Annotated in this window: 13 protein-coding genes; 9 read left to right on the top strand and 4 right to left on the bottom strand. The window is 62.9% G+C overall.

Annotated features, from left to right (window positions below; genetic code table 11):
* Window positions 1–70 precede the first annotated feature (70 nt).
* Window positions 71–1288: an acyl-CoA dehydrogenase family protein gene (locus IVB45_RS35775; protein WP_247357526.1), complete on the bottom strand. Its 1218-nt coding sequence runs from the start codon at window positions 1286–1288 to the stop codon at window positions 71–73.
* Between the two features lie 357 nt (window positions 1289–1645).
* Between IVB45_RS35775 and IVB45_RS35770 the strand changes: the two genes are divergently transcribed.
* The 3 genes from IVB45_RS35770 to mtnA all read left to right on the top strand — a co-directional run bounded on the left by IVB45_RS35770 (window position 1646) and on the right by mtnA (window position 4046).
* The gene (locus IVB45_RS35770) at window positions 1646–1918 is read left to right on the top strand and encodes a phosphopantetheine-binding protein (RefSeq protein ID WP_247357527.1); all 273 of its coding nucleotides are present in this window, start codon (window positions 1646–1648) and stop codon (window positions 1916–1918) included.
* Between the two features lie 124 nt (window positions 1919–2042).
* The gene (locus tag IVB45_RS35765; RefSeq protein WP_247357528.1) at window positions 2043–2918 is read left to right on the top strand and encodes an S-methyl-5'-thioadenosine phosphorylase; all 876 of its coding nucleotides are present in this window, start codon (window positions 2043–2045) and stop codon (window positions 2916–2918) included.
* An 18-nt stretch (window positions 2919–2936) separates the two neighbouring features.
* Entirely contained in the window at window positions 2937–4046 is a 1110-nt protein-coding gene (gene mtnA, locus IVB45_RS35760) for an S-methyl-5-thioribose-1-phosphate isomerase (RefSeq protein ID WP_247357529.1), read from the top strand.
* A 41-nt stretch (window positions 4047–4087) separates the two neighbouring features.
* Here mtnA and IVB45_RS35755 read toward each other — a convergent pair whose 3' ends face one another.
* On the bottom strand, window positions 4088–4723 hold the full coding sequence (locus IVB45_RS35755) for an HAD-IA family hydrolase (protein WP_247357530.1): 636 nt from the start codon (window positions 4721–4723) through the stop codon (window positions 4088–4090).
* 105 nt (window positions 4724–4828) lie between these two features.
* On the opposite strand from IVB45_RS35755, the gene IVB45_RS35750 reads away from it, so the two are divergent.
* Window positions 4829–5587 (top strand): trypsin-like serine protease, encoded by a 759-nt coding sequence (locus IVB45_RS35750; protein WP_027566003.1) that lies wholly within the window; start codon window positions 4829–4831, stop codon window positions 5585–5587.
* 125 nt (window positions 5588–5712) lie between these two features.
* Complete coding sequence (locus tag IVB45_RS35745) at window positions 5713–7215, top strand: NAD(P)/FAD-dependent oxidoreductase (protein ID WP_247357531.1); 1503 nt, start codon at window positions 5713–5715, stop codon at window positions 7213–7215.
* 116 nt (window positions 7216–7331) lie between these two features.
* Here IVB45_RS35745 and IVB45_RS35740 read toward each other — a convergent pair whose 3' ends face one another.
* A complete protein-coding gene (locus IVB45_RS35740) occupies window positions 7332–8261 on the bottom strand; it encodes a response regulator transcription factor (RefSeq protein WP_247357532.1) in 930 nt (309 codons plus the stop codon).
* Complete coding sequence (locus IVB45_RS35735) at window positions 8245–11616, bottom strand: ATP-binding protein (RefSeq protein WP_247357533.1); 3372 nt, start codon at window positions 11614–11616, stop codon at window positions 8245–8247. Before IVB45_RS35735 ends, IVB45_RS35740 begins: the two co-directional genes overlap by 17 nt.
* Before the next feature lie 173 nt (window positions 11617–11789).
* On the opposite strand from IVB45_RS35735, the gene urtA reads away from it, so the two are divergent.
* From urtA to urtD, 4 genes are all read left to right on the top strand, one after another.
* Entirely contained in the window at window positions 11790–13049 is a 1260-nt protein-coding gene (gene urtA, locus IVB45_RS35730) for an urea ABC transporter substrate-binding protein (protein ID WP_018455941.1), read from the top strand.
* A gap of 148 nt (window positions 13050–13197) precedes the next feature.
* The gene (gene urtB, locus IVB45_RS35725) at window positions 13198–14124 is read left to right on the top strand and encodes an urea ABC transporter permease subunit UrtB (RefSeq protein ID WP_018455942.1); all 927 of its coding nucleotides are present in this window, start codon (window positions 13198–13200) and stop codon (window positions 14122–14124) included.
* Window positions 14125–14141: 17 nt separating this feature from the next.
* On the top strand, window positions 14142–15281 hold the full coding sequence (gene urtC / locus IVB45_RS35720; protein WP_027565999.1) for an urea ABC transporter permease subunit UrtC: 1140 nt from the start codon (window positions 14142–14144) through the stop codon (window positions 15279–15281).
* Window positions 15282–15345: 64 nt separating this feature from the next.
* Complete coding sequence (gene urtD, locus IVB45_RS35715) at window positions 15346–16101, top strand: urea ABC transporter ATP-binding protein UrtD (RefSeq protein WP_247357534.1); 756 nt, start codon at window positions 15346–15348, stop codon at window positions 16099–16101.
* The last annotated feature ends 10 nt before the right edge of the window (window positions 16102–16111 follow it).

Raw genomic sequence — 16111 nt, 5'->3', positions numbered from 1 at the left:
CGATGTCCTGCTATCTCAAAATTGTTCTTGTTGGTTTGGTCGCCAAGGCGCGTCAGTTAGGAAAAGGACGTCAGTCGTGAAGGCTCAATGGCACGCCGCTCATCAGGGTCGATGTTGCGGCATTGGCCAGAATGCGGTCGTTGTTGATCATGATCGGCGACGACAGCACGTCGCGCAGGTGGCGGCCCATGGTGAACTCACCGTCGTTGCGGTAGCCGGAAAGGCCTGCGGTGCGCATCGCATGCATCACGGTCTCGACCGCGAGCTCCGAGGCCTGCACCTTCAGAAGCGTGATCGAAGACTGGAAGTCGAGCGAGCCGAGCGCGCGTTCGTCGTGCTCGGCGCGAGCAAAGGCGTCGATATTGGCTGATATCAGCGCCCGCAGCTTGGCCAGCGACATCTTGGCGGCGGTGAAATGCGCGGCCGCCGGCGGCATCTGGCCGCCTGAGGTGCGGGCCGCCTTGCGAACGAAGGCCTGCGCACGGGTGACGGCAGCTGCAGCGATACCAGCCCAGGCCGAGGACCAGCACAGATGCGCGAACGGCGTCATGGTCTGGGCGTGGATCTTGTCGTAGGATTCCGGGAAGACGCGGTCGGTCGGGCAGTCGACCTTCAGCTCGAAACCGGTCGAGCAGGTGCCGCGCATGCCGAGCGTTTCCCAGCCCAGCGTCCGCTTCAGCGAATAATCGTCCCTGGCGAGCGCCAGAAGAACCTGATCGGACGCAGAAGCGTCGGTGGCGCGGCGGGCAATAGTCACGAGGCCGTCGGCCTCGGCGCCGTAGGAGATCACGGTGGCGTCGCGCAGCAGCGAGACGGTGTCGCCGACGACGTCGACGGCGGCGGCGCTAGCGCGGATGTTTCCGCCGTTCTGGCCTTCGGTGGTGGAGGAGGCGAGCAGCCACTGGTCGCGCGCGACCCGGCGCATCATGGTTTCCATCCAGGGGATGCCGTGGCCGTGCCTGACGACGCAGGCGACCTTTGTCGTGTGCATGGCGTAGATCATCGCCGTGGAGGCGCAGGCGCGTCCGAGCGTGTAGCAGACATCGGTGACGTCGTGGATCGAGGCACCGAAGCCGCCGAACTCGGCCGGGATCATGACGCCGAGCAGCTTCTGCTCACGCGCAACCTCGAAAGCCTTGTGAGGGAAGCGGGCATCGCGATCGACCCCGTCGGCGTCGGCTGCCGCCACGGTGGCGGTCCGGGCGGCGCGTTCGACGAGGGAGGGACCATGCTCGAGAAAGCTCGTCTGCGTCTCGTCGACAGTGAGGACTGCTTCACGCACGTTCATACTCGTCCGCCTCCGGTTTGCCGTTCAGGATCGCCGGCATCATTCGCGATGCCGCTTGAGCGATCCTTCGACCATCTTTGCTTATGAGATGAGGCTACGGATTTAATTCAAATTCGTCGATGAAATAGAGGGTAAACAAAGCCCAATTCCGAACGAACAGTTAAGTTCGGGTTGTTTGCATCGTCCGGATTCCCGCGATCGCGTTAGGGATCTGTAAGAAGCCGGAAATCCAGACAATCTGAGTCATCGTTTACTAAGAAACGCGAAGTAATGGTGGTGTCCATTGCGGGATCGGCCCGCCGTGCCCATCGTAGCCGGCAACCAGTCCGACCTTTGTCGACAGATGGGAATTTACCGATGCAGGCTTTCGATACCGAGTTGCGCAATCGCATCATCAAGCTGGTGAAGGGCATCCTCGCCCAGAACTCGCTCTCCGCCGAGGTCACGCCGCAGGCCAAGCTCGTCGACGTCGGCCTGACCTCGATGGACATGGTCAATCTGATGCTCGGCGTCGAAGCCGAGTTCGACTTCACGATTCCCCAGTCCGAGATCACACCGGAGAACTTCCAGTCGATCGAGACGCTGGAGCGTATGGTCGCGACCCAGCTGCAGTCGGCGGCCGCGGCATAATCAGGCGCGCTGGCGCGCATCCTCCTGACGGCACTTCCTGACCCCATCACCCGTTCCAAAACCGACGTAAAACTGGCATAGCTTCCCCACGGGATTGCGAAGGCGCGAACGGGGTGGAGCAGGTATGACGCAGGCGGTATTGGGCATCATCGGCGGCTCCGGCATTTACGACCTGCCGGGGCTGGAGGACGCTCGCGAAGAGGTGATCAAAAGCCCCTGGGGTGAGCCGTCGGCACCGCTGCGGCGCGGCTCCATTGCCGGCCTGCCGATCGTGTTCCTGCCGCGCCACGACAAGGGCCACCGGCTGTCGCCTTCCGACATCAACTATCGCGCCAATATCGACGTCCTCAAGCGCGCCGGCGTCACCGACCTGATCTCGCTGTCGGCCTGCGGCTCGTTCAGGGAGGAACTGCCGCCGGGAACCTTCGTTCTCGTCGACCAATTCGTCGATCGTACCCACAAGCGCGAGAGCTCGTTCTTCGGGAGGGGATGCGTCGCGCATGTGTCGATGGCGCACCCGGTCTCGCCGCGGCTGCGCATCCATCTTGCCACGGCGGCCGAAGCCGAGGGCATCGCGTTTGCGCGCGGCGGCACCTATGTCTGCATGGAGGGACCGCAATTCTCGACCTATGCGGAAAGCACGACCTACAAGACGCTTGGTTATTCCGTGATCGGCATGACCAACATGCCCGAGGCGAAACTCGCGCGTGAGGCCGAGCTTTGCTACGCCACCGTCGCGATGGTGACGGATTTCGATTGCTGGCATCCCGATCACGACGCCGTCACCGTGCAGGACATCATCCGCGTTCTGAGCTCGAACGCCGACAAGGCAAAAGCGCTGGTGGCGCGGCTGGCGAAAGACTTCCCGCGCGAGCATGAGCCGTGCCCGATCGGCTCGGACCGCGCGCTCGATACCGCGCTGATCACTGCGCCCGAGGCGCGCGATCCCGAGCTCCTGAAGAAGCTCGATGCGGTGGCCGGGCGCATTTTGCGGACGTGATACGAAAGGCAGAATGCCATGAAGGTCGACGGCAAGCATTTCCGTAGCATCTGGCGCGAGCGCGACGGCTGGTCGGTCGGAGCGATCGACCAGCGCCGGCTGCCGCACGAGTTCATCGTTGCGAAGCTGACCTCATGCGAGGACGCGGCCCTCGCCATCCGCGACATGCTGGTGCGCGGTGCGCCGCTGATCGGCGCGACCGCAGCCTACGGCATGGCGCTGGCGATGCGCGAGGACGCCTCCGACGCCGGCCTGAAGCGTGCCTACGACACGCTCGTGGTGGCGCGGCCGACGGCGATCAATCTGAAATGGGCCCTGGACGAGATGCGCGCGAGCCTCGCGCCGATCGATCCGCTGGAGCGGGCCGAAGCTGCCTATGCGCGCGCCGACGAGATCGTCGAGCAGGACGTCGAGATCAACCGCGGCATCGCCGGCAACGGCCTGAAACTCATCGAGGCGATCGTCGCAAGGAAGAAGCCGGGCGAGACGGTCAATGTGCTGACCCATTGCAATGCCGGCTGGCTTGCGACGGTCGACTGGGGCACGGCGACGGCGCCGATCTATCTCGCGCATGAGCGCGGCATCAAGGTCCATGTCTGGGTCGATGAGACGCGCCCGCGCAACCAGGGCGCCTCGCTCACGGCCTGGGAGCTCGGCCATCACGGCGTGGCGCATACCGTGATTCCGGACAACACCGGCGGGCATCTGATGCAGCACGGCATGGTCGATCTCGCCATCGTCGGCACCGATCGCGTTGCCGCCAATGGCGACGTCTGCAACAAGATCGGCACATATTTGAAGGCGCTCGCCGCTCACGACAACAACGTGCCGTTCTATGTCGCGCTGCCGTCGCCGACGATCGATTTTGCCGTTGATGACGGCGTCCGCGACATCCCGATCGAGCAGCGCAGCGGCACGGAAGTCACCGACATGACCGGCCGCACCGCAGACGGAAGGCTTGAGACGGTACGCATCGTGCCGGAGGGCTCGCCGGTCGCGAATTATGCCTTCGACGTCACCCCGGCGCGGCTCGTCACCGGCCTCATCACCGAGCGCGGCGTGTTGAAAGCCGATCGCGCGTCACTTGCCGCGGCGTTTCCGGAGCGGATCGCAGCCGCGGCGGAGTAGGTCTGGTTCGGCGACAGCTCGCAATGACGGAGAATGACGCTCTAGCTCAGCTTCAATCCCGTCGCGGCCTCGAGCTCGGCGATCGCCTGGGCGCCGCTGGTCACCTTGACCATCGTCATGCCCATCTCGCGCGCGGGCTTCAGATTGACGCCGAGATCGTCGAGATAGATGCAATTCTTCGGATCGACCTTCAGCGTCTCGGCCATCATCTGGTAGATGCGCGGGTCGGGCTTGCGCAGGCCGATCTTGGCGGACTCGATGACATGGTCGAACAGCACCATCACCTCGGCGACATAGAGTGAGCGGCCGGTTATGCTGCCGATCGCATTGGCCGGCAGATTGTTGGTAATGCAGCCGGTCTTGAATTGCGCCTTGATGCGCTTCAGCGCTTCCACCATCTCGGGGCGCAGATCGCCCTGAAGCAGCGGGAGCACATCGCGGCCGCGCACCTCCGCACCGAGCGCCAGCGACTCCGTTGCGAACAAATGATCGAACGTGTCGATATCGACCTCGGCGCGCTCGAACTTGGCCCAGGCATTTTCCAGATGATTGGCGGCGTTGGTGCGCCGGATGATGTCGATGGGCAGGCCACGCTCTGTCTCGAACCGCGTGAACGCCTCAAACGGCGAACTCGTCAGCACGCCGCCAAAATCAAAGATCACAGCCTCGATCGTCAAGATCCCGCCCTCGTCAATTCCTTTCCAAGAGCGCTAGCATGCGCTATCGGCAAGGGCCAGTCCGAAGCCATCCCGACGCCGTCACCGATGCCGAAGCGTGTTCCCATGAAAAAGCTTGCAACGATCATTACAGCGGCGCTGCTGCTCGCCACGCCCGCTTATGCCATCGTTGGCGGCGGCACGCCGCAGGCCGATGGTGTCGCGCGCGCCGTCGTCACCATCGTCGGCTCGCGCGGCAATTTCTGCACCGGCACCCTGGTTGCGCCAAAGCTGGTGCTCACCGTTGCCCACTGCGTGCAGCCCGGCGCGGACTACAAGATCGTCGATCGCGGCACCGACGGGCAGCCGCAACTGCTGAATGTCCGCACCGTCGCGATCCATCCGAGTTTCAACATGCAGGCGATGCAAGGGCATCGCGCTACCGCCGACTTGGCGCTGCTGCAGCTGGAAATTCCATTGAAGGGAAAATCGACGGTACCGGTCGGTGCGCCGAATATTCCGATCCAGGTCGGCAGCCGCTTCGTCATCGCCGGTATCGGCGTCACCGTGCGTGGCGACGGCAAGAGTGGCGGCGCGACGCGTGTTGCCGGCCTCGTTGCGACGGGGCAGCCCGGCACGCTCCAGATCCGGCTGGTCGACCCCGTAACCAACGGTGTTCGCGACGGAATTGGCGCCTGCACCGGTGATTCCGGCGGTCCCGTGTTCGAGGACAAGCCGGCCGGAGCCGTGCTCGTCGGCGTGATCAGCTGGTCCACGGGGCCGAACGGAGCCGCCGGCTGCGGCGGGCTGACAGGCGTCACGCCGCTCACGCTCTATCGCGACTGGATATTGCAGACTGCGCGGAGCTGGGGTGCGACGCTGTGATTTGACCGCGTCCTGATCTATGTCATCTTGAAGCGGAAGCGCGCTGGGCGACCACGTCCGTCGCAGAGGAAACGCGCCGCCCAATCAAGGGCGGCCACAAAAACAAGCAAGGCATAGAAGCAACAATGAATGTCGCTGTTCGCAGTCACGCCACGGCCAAACAGGCTTCTGAACATTTCGACGTGCTGATCGTCGGCGCCGGTATCTCGGGCATCGGCAGCGCCTATCACATGACCAAGCAGCTTCCCGGTGCGAGCTTCGTCATCCTGGAAACGCAGGCGACGTTCGGCGGCACGTGGACCACACATCGCTATCCCGGCATCCGCTCCGACAGCGATCTCCACACCTTCGGTTATAGCTTCAAGCCCTGGGTCGGGCCGCCGATCGCCACCGCCGACGAAATCCTCGCCTACATGAACGAGGTGATCGACGAAAACGATATCGCGCGGCATATCCGCTACAAGCACAGGATCAATTCGGCGAGCTGGTCGAGCGAGCAGAACCTCTGGACCATCGAGGCGGTGACGACCGACACCGGCAGGCCAAAAACTTTCACGGCGAACTTCCTCTGGATGTGCCAGGGCTATTACCGCCATTCGGAAGGCTATACGCCGGAATGGAAAGGCACCGATCGCTTCAAGGGCCGCATCGTTCATCCGCAGACCTGGCCTGATGATATCGACCTCGCGAACAAGAAGGTCGTCGTGATCGGCTCCGGCGCGACGGCGGCGACGCTGGTGCCGAACATTGCCGACAAATGCGCGCATGTCACGATGCTACAGCGTTCGCCGACCTATTTCCGTCTCGGCCGCAACGCCATCGAGATCGCGGAGGAGCTGCGCCGGCTGCAGGTCGACGAGGCCTGGATCCACGAGATTGTCCGGCGAAAGATCCTGTTCGAGCAGGATGCCTTCACGAAACTCTGCATCTCCAAGCCCGAGCAGGTGAAGAAGGAGCTGATCGGCCAGATCAGCGCGGTGCTCGGTCCGGAGTACGATGTCGACACCCATTTCACGCCGAGCTACCGGCCATGGCGGCAGCGCATCGCCTTCGTGCCCGATGCCGACCTGTTCAAGGGGATCGCCAGCGGCAAGGCGTCCGTCGTCACCGACGAGATCGAATGTTTCGTCGAGAACGGTATCCAGCTCAAATCCGGCAAGCTGCTCGAAGCCGACATCATCGTCACCGCAACCGGCTTCAATCTCGCGGCGCTCGGCGACATCGCCTTCGAGGTCGACGGCAAGCCGCTCGCCTTCGGCGACACCGTCACCTATCGCGGCATGATGTTCACGGGCGTGCCGAACATGGTCTGGGTGTTCGGCTATTTCCGCGCCAGCTGGACGCTGCGCGTCGACCTCGTTGCCGACTTCGTCTGCCGTCTGCTCGGTCACATGAAGGCCAAAGGCAAGAAGAAGGTCGAGGTGAGCTTGCGCGCCGAAGACCACAACATGCCGATCCTGCCCTGGATTGATCCGGAGAACTTCAACCCCGGCTACATGATGCGCAACATGGACCTGCTGCCCAAGCGCGGCGACAAGCCGGAATGGCAGCACAGCCAGGATTACTGGACCGAAAAGGACGAGATCCCGAAGACGGATCTGGATGGCGGGGAGTTTGTGTACGGGTGAGGCGCTCGCGCTGACCACACACTCTGCAGTCGTCCCGGCCTAGTGCGCAATTGCGCACTAGGCCGGGACGACATCTTTTGTTGGGCGAGGAGTGTCCCAATTCATTCGCAGCAAAACTACGAATTCCTTCTTGTCGCATTCGTCGCAATCGCCGCAGCGGCAGTCCGGTTCTCGACGCCGAGCTTGGAGTAGATCTGCTCGAGATGCTTGTCGACTGTGCGCGGGCTCAGGCCCAAAATCTGCGCGATGTCGCGGTTGGTTTTGCCCTTGCTGAGCCAGGCCAGCACCTCGCCTTCGCGGGTGGTGAGGCCAAGCTCGCTGGTGAACTCGGGTGGCGGCGCGGTGCCGGATTCCCTGGAGAGCCGCAGCAGGAACTCGTTCGGCGCGGTCTCGCCCATGTAGTACAGGCGGAGCTGAGGATTGTCGGGCAAGGAAGCCGCCTGAGACTTCGAGCTGCCCTTGCCCTTCGCCTGCTCCAGCCATTGCAGCAATGGTACTGGCAGGATGAAGTCGTCCTCGGCCTGCGCGCCGTGGTGGTCCGCCAGCAGCTTTTGCGCCTGCGGGGTCGCCCACAACAATTTGCCCTGGCGGTTGACCGCGAACAAGAATCGGCCGGAGACGTCGAGCGCGGCGCGCGCGCTCTGCGTCATCCGCGCGTTGCCGAGATGAACGCGGATGCGCGCCAGCATCTCCTCGATCACGATCGGCTTGGTCACGTAGTCGACGCCGCCGGCCTCCAGCCCGCGCACGATGTGCTCGGTCTCGGCGAGCCCCGTCATGAAGATCACCGGGACATTGGCAAGGCCCGCATCACGCTTGAGGCGGCGGCAGGTCTCGAACCCGTCCATGCCCGGCATCACCGCGTCGAGCAGCACGATGTCAGGCGTGATCTGGTCGACGATGCGCATCGCGGCTGCGCCGTCGAGCGCCACCATCACCGTCATCCCTGCGCTGTCGAGCGCGTCGGTAAGCAGCCGCAGCGTCTCCGGGGAGTCGTCGACAACGAGCGCGACGTCGCGCTTTTTCGACTCAGTGCTCATACGCATGCAACGTCTTCAATGTGGCCATGTACTGGTCGAGATCGAAGCGGTCGATCAGCGACCGCATTTCCGCGACGAAGTCGGCATGTTCAGGGTGCTCGCTGCCGATCTCGTCCAGCTTCAACTGGATAGCCTTGACGTAGCCGATCTGACCGAGCCCGATCAGCGCCTCGATGTGTTGTACCGGCGGTCGCGAGCCGCTCTCCGGCCGCCACAGCGGCACGGCGATCTCCTCCGAGCCGTATTGCCATTCGACCTTGAGAAGCTGGCGGATGCTTTCCAAAAGCCTGGGAATGTCGATCGGCTTCATCAGATAGCCATCGTGGAAAGGCTGTGCCAGCGGTGTGCCGTGGGCCTCGAGCGCGCTGGCAGACACCATCAGGATGCGCGCCTGATGGTGGCCGTTGGCGCGTAGCGTCTCCGCGACCGTCCAGCCGTCCATGCCCGGCATGGAGATGTCGAGCAGGAACAGATCGGGCCGGCAGTGTTGGGCCAGCGCCAGGCAGCCGGGGCCGTCGGGCGCGCTGAGCAGGATGAAGCCGAGTGGTGTCAACACCTCGCGCAGGAGGTCGCGATGCACGGGATCGTCGTCGGTGATGAGGATGGTCTTGCGCGCGCCGTGATAGCCTGAGATTGGGGCCTCCACCGGCGCAATACGCTGCGGATTGGTGACTTCCGAGAGCAGCATCTTGACCTTGAACGTGCTGCCGCTGCCGACCGTGCTCGAGACCTTGATGTCGCCGCCCATGACGCCGGCGAGCAGCCGGCTGATGGTCAGGCCCAGCCCGGTGCCGGTCTGCGGCTGCGAGACACCGAGCGCACCGCGTTCAAAGGGTGCGAAGATGCGTTCGAGATCGTCGCCCTGGATGCCGGGGCCGGTGTCGATCACCTCGAATTCCGCGACCGGGCTGCGATAGTGCACCACGAACTGCACGCTGCCGGCCTGGGTGAATTTGATCGCGTTGGACAGCAGATTGATCAGCACCTGGCGCAGCCGCTTCTCGTCGGCATAGACCACGACCGGCAAATGCGCCGGCCGCCTGAACACGAAGTCGATGCTCTTGGCGGCGGCCTGAAGGCGGAACATGCCGACGAGCTGGTCGAGGAACTCGGTCAGGCGCACCTCGTCGCGCGACAGGTACAGCCGCCCCGCCTCGATCTTGGAGATGTCCAGAATGCCGTCGATCAGGCCGGAGAGGTGATCGGCGCTGCGGCGGACGACGCGGACCTGGTCGCGCGGCTTGGTGTTGAGCGTGGTGTCCTGCTCCAGGAGTTGGGCATAGCCGCTGATAGCATTCAGCGGCGAGCGCAGCTCGTGGCTCAGGCCCACCACGTAGCGGCTCTTGGCGAGGTTGGCGGATTCGGCGATTTCCTTGGCGCGCTGGAGCTCGGCGTCGGTGCGCTTGTGCGCGTCGATCTCCTGGATCAGCAGCGTGGTCTGGCGCCGGGTCTCGGCCTCGGCGGCCCGTCGGCTCTGCTGCGCCAGCACGAACAGCCAGGCGACCACGCCGATGATGATGCTGAGCGAGAAGAACACCTTCCAGAGCACGTTGGAGACGAGCATGTTCTCGCCGGGCACGCTGACCGAGGTCTGGAGGTAGATCAGCCCCAGTACCAGCGCGACGAGGCCCGCGGAGACCACGAACACCCCGATGTAATGGCCGAACTGCGAGTTGATCCGCTGATAGATCGCCTGCGGCAAGATCCTGGCGAGCGCGTCGGCGAACTGCACCTGCGCGCGCGCATGCGGTTTGCACAAATCGTGGCAGCGCGCGTCGAGCGAGCAGCATAGCGAGCAGATCGGGCCGGCATAGGCAGGACAGGAGGTCATGTCCTCCGGCTCGAAATGGTGCTCGCAGATACAGCACTGGATCGATTCGATATTGGCCCAGCTCCTCTTCGGCTTGCGCGCGATGTAGTATTTTCCGTCGGTGAGCCAGGCGATGACGGGCGCGGTGACGAAGGCGACCGTCAGTGCGACGAAGGCCGCGAGCGCTTTCATGGTCGAGCCGAACAGGCCGTAGAATGCCGCGATCGAGACGATGGTCGCGATCGTCATCGCGCCGACGCCGACCGGGTTGATATCGTAGAGATGGGCGCGCTTGAACTCCATCTGCGGTGGGCGCAGGCCGAGCGGCTTGTTGACCACGAGATCGGACACCAGCGCGCCAACCCAGGCGATCGCGACATTGGAGTAGAGCGCGAGCGTCTGCTCCAGCGCCTTGTAGACGCCGATCTCCATCAGCAGCAACGCCACCATCACGTTGAACACCAGCCAGACGACCCGGCCCGGATGGCTATGCGTCAGACGCGAGAAGAAGTTCGACCAGGCGATCGAGCCTGCATAGGCGTTGGTAACGTTGATCTTGAGCTGCGACAGGATCACGAACGCGCCGGTGAGTGCCAAGGCCATGTCCGGCTGCGACAGCACGTAGCGAAACGCTTCGAGATACATGTGCGCAGGCTCGGCCGCCAGCTCGCTGGAGAGGCCGTGGCTCAGCGCGAAGAAGGCGAGAAACGAGCCCAGCAGCAGTTTCAGCGCGCCGAAGATGATCCAGCCGGGGCCGGCGATCAGAAGGGCGGCCCACCACGACGTTCGCGACGTGCGGCGGTCGCGTGGCAGAAACCTGAGGAAATCGACCTGCTCGCCGATCTGGGCCACCAGCGAAAACACCACGGAGGATGCGACACCAAACAGCAGCAGATCGAAATGTCCGCTGGGGTCGCCGTGCTCGCCGGCGAATTTGCGCCACTCCGTGAACGAGTAAGGGTTGGCCCAGGCGATCGCCGCGAAGGGCAGGATGTGCAGGATGATCCAGATCGGCTGCGTCCAGAGCTGGAACCGGCTGATTAGCGTGATGCCGTAGGTGACAAGCGGGATGATCGCGACCGCGCTGATGAGGTACCCGATCGGGCGCGGAATGCCGAAGCACATCTCGAGCGCGGTCGCCAGGATTACCGCTTCGATGGCGAAGAAGATGAAGGTGAAGGAGGCGTAGATCAGCGAGGTGACGGTCGAGCCGATATAGCCAAAGCCGGCGCCGCGGGTAAGCAGGTCAATGTCGATGCCGCATTTGGCGGCATAATAGGCAATCGGGACGCCGCAGCAGAAGATGATGGTGGAGACGACGAGGATCGCGGCGGTGGCGTTGGTAACGCCGTAGTTCAGGGTGATGGTGCCGCCGATCGCCTCCAGCGCGAGAAAGGAGATGGCGCCCAGTGCAGTGTTGGCGACGCGGGCGGCGGACCACCGGCGCGCGCTCTTGGCGGTGAAGCGCAGCGCGTAGTCTTCCAGCGTCTGGTTGGCGACCCATTGGTTGTACTGGCGCCTGACGCGATCTATTCGCTGCCGCCCTGCCACTTCAGCCCCACTCCTACTCCCGAACGCGCCGGACCCCTCGCAAAACCCGTACCAAAAGCCTACGTCGTCATTTTGCGGTGCAGTATACGCGATCTTGCGTATGCTTGCAGTGCACAAATTCGAGCCATCCTCACGGCACCAATCGCGTGTCCTCGAACAACAGTGGGGTGCTCATGTCAGACGAAGCGAACAAGGGCCTGTTATCGCCGCTCCGGCGCAAATTATTGATGGGAATGGCGGCCGTGCCGGCCATCACCATGCTGCCGCGAGCATCTTTTGCGCAGGCCCCGGCGACCTCGGCGGTCAATACAACGGGCCTCGCGGTTACCGACACCGAGGTGACGGTCGGCATCCTGCATTCGGCGACCGGCACCATGGCGATCTCCGAGACCGGCTCGATCGAGGCCGAAAAGCTCGCCATCGAGCAGATCAATGCCATGGGCGGCGTGCTCGGGCGCAAGATCAAGTTCATCCAGGAAGACGGCGCCAGCGACTGGCCGACCTTTGCCGAAAAGGCCAAGAAATTGCTGGTCAACGACAAGGTCGCGGCGATCATGGGCTGCTGGACCTCGGCGTCCCGAAAGGCCGTGCTGCCCGTCATGGAGCAGTACAACGGCATGCTCTACTACCCGACCTTCTACGAAGGTCTCGAGCAGTCCAAGAACGTGATCTATACCGGCCAGGAAGCCACTCAGCAGATCCTCGCCGGCCTGAACTGGATCGCCAAGGAGAAGGGTGCGAAGTCGTTCTTCTTCATCGGCTCTGACTACATCTGGCCGCGCACCTCGAACAAGATCGCGCGCAAGCATGTCGAGAACGTGCTGAAGGGCAAGGTCGTCGGCGAAGAGTATTATCCGCTCGGCAACACCCAGTTCAATTCGGTCATCAACAAGATCAAGCTGACCAAGCCAGACGTGATCTTCACCGACGTGGTCGGCGGTTCGAACGTCGCGTTCTACAAGCAGCTCAAGGCGGCCGGTATTGATCTCTCCAAGCAGGCGCTGCTGACGATCTCGGTGACGGAAGACGAGATCGACGGCATCGGCGGCGAGAACATCGCGGGTGCCTATGCCTGCATGAAGTACTTCCAGTCGCTCGACAATCCGAACAACAAGACCTTCGTCCCGGCGTTCAAGAAAATGTGGGGCGAGAAGACCGTGATCGGAGACGTCACCCAGGCTGCCTATCTCGGCCCTTGGCTTTGGAAGTTGACGGTGGAGAAGGCGGGCTCCTTCGACATCGACAAGATCGCGGCGGCATCGCCAGGCATCGAGTTCAAGGGCGCTCCGGAAGGCTATGTGCGCATCCACGAAAATCATCACCTCTGGTCGAAGACCCGGGTGGGACGCGCCAAGCTCGATGGCCAGTTCGAACTGATCTACGAGACCGCTGATCTGGTCGAGCCGGATCCGTTCCCCAAGGGCTACCAGTAAGACGAGAGCTATCAGTCAGTCACGGCGTTCGTCGCCGTCTCCCTTTCAGACAAAACCTCTCCCTGGCGTGGACCGCAAATCCACGCCCAAGACCCCCGCGTCGCGAACCTGCTCGCGACGCGGGACCCTTTCCCGACGGAGGACATCGATGTTCGGCGACTACTCGCTTGGTGACCTTGGCTCCATCTTCGTCATGCAGGGCTTTGCAGGACTGATCCTGTTCTCCGTCTACGTCTTGATGGCGCTGGGACTTGCGATCATCTTCGGCCAGATGGGCGTCATCAACATGGCCCATGGCGAGTTCATGATCCTTGGGGCCTACGTCACCTGGATGACCTCGAGCTTCTTCCAGTCCTATTTGCCGAGCCTGTTCAGCGGCTACTTCTTCCTCGCGATGATCCTGGCCTTTGTCGCATCCGGTGCGTTGGGGATGCTGGTGGAATGGGTGCTGATACGGCACCTCTACAAGCGCCCGCTCGACACGCTGCTTGCGACCTGGGGCCTCAGCCTGATCCTGCAACAGGCCTATCGCTCCGTGTTCGGCGCGCGCGAGGTCGGCGTCGAGCTGCCGCAATGGATGCTTGGCTCGCTGCACGTGACCGACAGCATCGAAGTGCCGATCAACGGCGTCTTCGTGATGTGCCTCACCGTCCTGATCACCGTGGGCGTCGCCTACGTAATGTACAAATCGCGCTGGGGCCGGCAGGTGCGCGCCGTCGTGCAGAACCGCATCATGGCCGGAGCCGTCGGCATCAACACCGAAAAGGTGGATCGCTACACTTTCGGCCTCGGCTGCGGCATTGCCGGTGTCGCCGGGAGCGCCTTCACGATGATCGGCTCGACCGGGCCGACCTCCGGACAGCTCTACATCGTCGATACGTTCCTCGTGGTCGTGTTCGGGGGCGCGGCAAGCCTGCTCGGCACCATCGCATCGGCCTTCTCGATCTCGCAGACCCAATCAACCCTCGAGTTCTTCCTGTCGGGCTCGATGGCCAAGGTGCTGACGCTGCTTGCCGTTGTTGGAATCCTGATGCTGCGGCCGCAGGGTCTCTTCGCCCTCAAGGTCCGCAAATAACAAGAAGCAGGCAAGTCATGGTCATCAACTCACGCTTCTTCAATCGATCCGAGCTCATGGGCTTCCTCGTGCTCGCCGCTGTGCTGTTCGTGATCCTGCCGCTCTCGCTGGATGTGTTCCGTCTCAACCTCGTCGCGAAATATCTGACCTACGCCTTCGTCGCGCTCGGTCTGGTGCTGTGCTGGGGTTACGGCGGCATTCTCAGTCTGGGGCAGGGCGTGTTCTTCGGCCTCGGCGGCTATTGCATGGCGATGTTCCTCAAGCTGGAGGCCTCCAGCGTCGAGAATACCAAGATCCAGTCGACGCCAGGCATCCCGGACTTCATGGACTGGAATCAGATCACGTCACTGCCGCTGTTCTGGCAGCCGTTTCACAGTCTCGCCTTCACCATCCTCGCCATCATCCTGGTCCCCGGCATCTTCGCGCTGATCATCGGCACTGCAATGTTCAAGCGCCGCGTCGGCGGCACCTACTTTGCCATCATCACCCAGGCGGTGGCGGCCATCCTCACCATCCTGATCGTGGGCCAGCAGGGCTACACCGGCGGCATCAACGGCATGACCGACCTGCGCACCCTGAAGGGCTGGGACATCCGTCCCGACCACGCCAAGGTCATCCTGTACTTCGTCGAAGTGGTGCTGCTGTTCGCCTGCATCGGCATCGCGCAGTTCATCCGCCTGACCAAGCTCGGCCGCATCCTGGTGGCTATGCGCGAACAGGAAGACCGCGTCCGCTTCTCCGGCTACAGCGTCGCCAACTTCAAGATCTTTGCGTTCTGTATGGCCGCGGTTTTCGCCGCGATCGGCGGGGCCATGTTCGCGCTCAATGTCGGTTTCATGTCGCCGTCCTTTGTCGGCATCGTGCCGTCGATCGAGATGGTGATCTACACCGCGGTCGGCGGACGGATGTCGATCTTTGGCGCGATATGGGGGGCCATTCTGGTGAACTTCGCCAAGACCAGCCTGTCGGAATCCTTTCCGCAACTCTGGCTGTTTGGTCTCGGCGCGCTGTTCATCGCGGTCGTGCTCGCTTTCCCGAACGGCCTGTCGGGGCTCTGGGCCGACTATGTGCAGCCGCGCATCGACCGCCTGTTCGCCTCGCGCAAGAAGCCGGGCTGGACCGACAATTCGGTTGCCGACGGCGCACCCGCAGAGTGAGGAGACCATCATGCTCGTCGGTCATCACGATGCCGATGCCAAGCTGGCAGTGAGGAGATAGATCATGCTCGTCGGTCATCAGCCGAAGGAATTCCTGCTCGCGGTCTCCGGACTGACGGTTTCCTTCGACGGCTTCAAGGCGGTCAACGATCTCTCGTTTTACATCGAGGAGAACGAGATCCGCGTCATCATCGGCCCCAATGGAGCCGGCAAGACCACGGTGCTCGACCTGATCTGCGGCAAGACCAAGGCGACCGAAGGCTCGATCCAGTTTCGCGGTACCGAGCTGACCAAGCTGAAGGAGAACGAGATCGTCAAGGCCGGCGTCGGCCGCAAGTTCCAGACGCCGTCGGTGTTCGAAGACCTCACCGTGTTCGAGAATCTCGAGATCTCGTTTCCGCGCGGCCGCACCGTATTCGGCTCACTCACTTTCCAGCGTGACCAGCCGGTGAGGTCACGCGTCGGAGAGGTCGCCGAGATGATCTTCCTCAAGGACAAGCTCAACACCTATGCATCCGAGCTCAGCCACGGCCAGAAGCAATGGCTCGAAATCGGCATGCTGCTGATCCAGGATCCGGACCTGCTGATGCTCGACGAGCCCGTCGCCGGGATGAGCGTGTCCGAGCGCACCAAGACCGCCGAGTTGCTCAACCGCATCATCAAGAACCGCTCGGTGCTCGTCATCGAGCACGACATGAAGTTCGTCGAGGACATCGCGCACAAGGTCACCGTGCTTCACCAGGGCCAGATCCTCTCGGAAGGGACCATGGAGAAGGTGAAGAACGATCCCAAGGTCGTCGAAGTTTATCTCGGTCACTAAGGAGCGCGAC

This window comes from Bradyrhizobium sp. 4, from assembly GCF_023100905.1.
Taxonomy (GTDB): domain Bacteria; phylum Pseudomonadota; class Alphaproteobacteria; order Rhizobiales; family Xanthobacteraceae; genus Bradyrhizobium.
The sequence above is the reverse complement of the archived record's forward strand: the minus strand, read 5'-3'. Positions and strand labels throughout refer to the sequence as shown.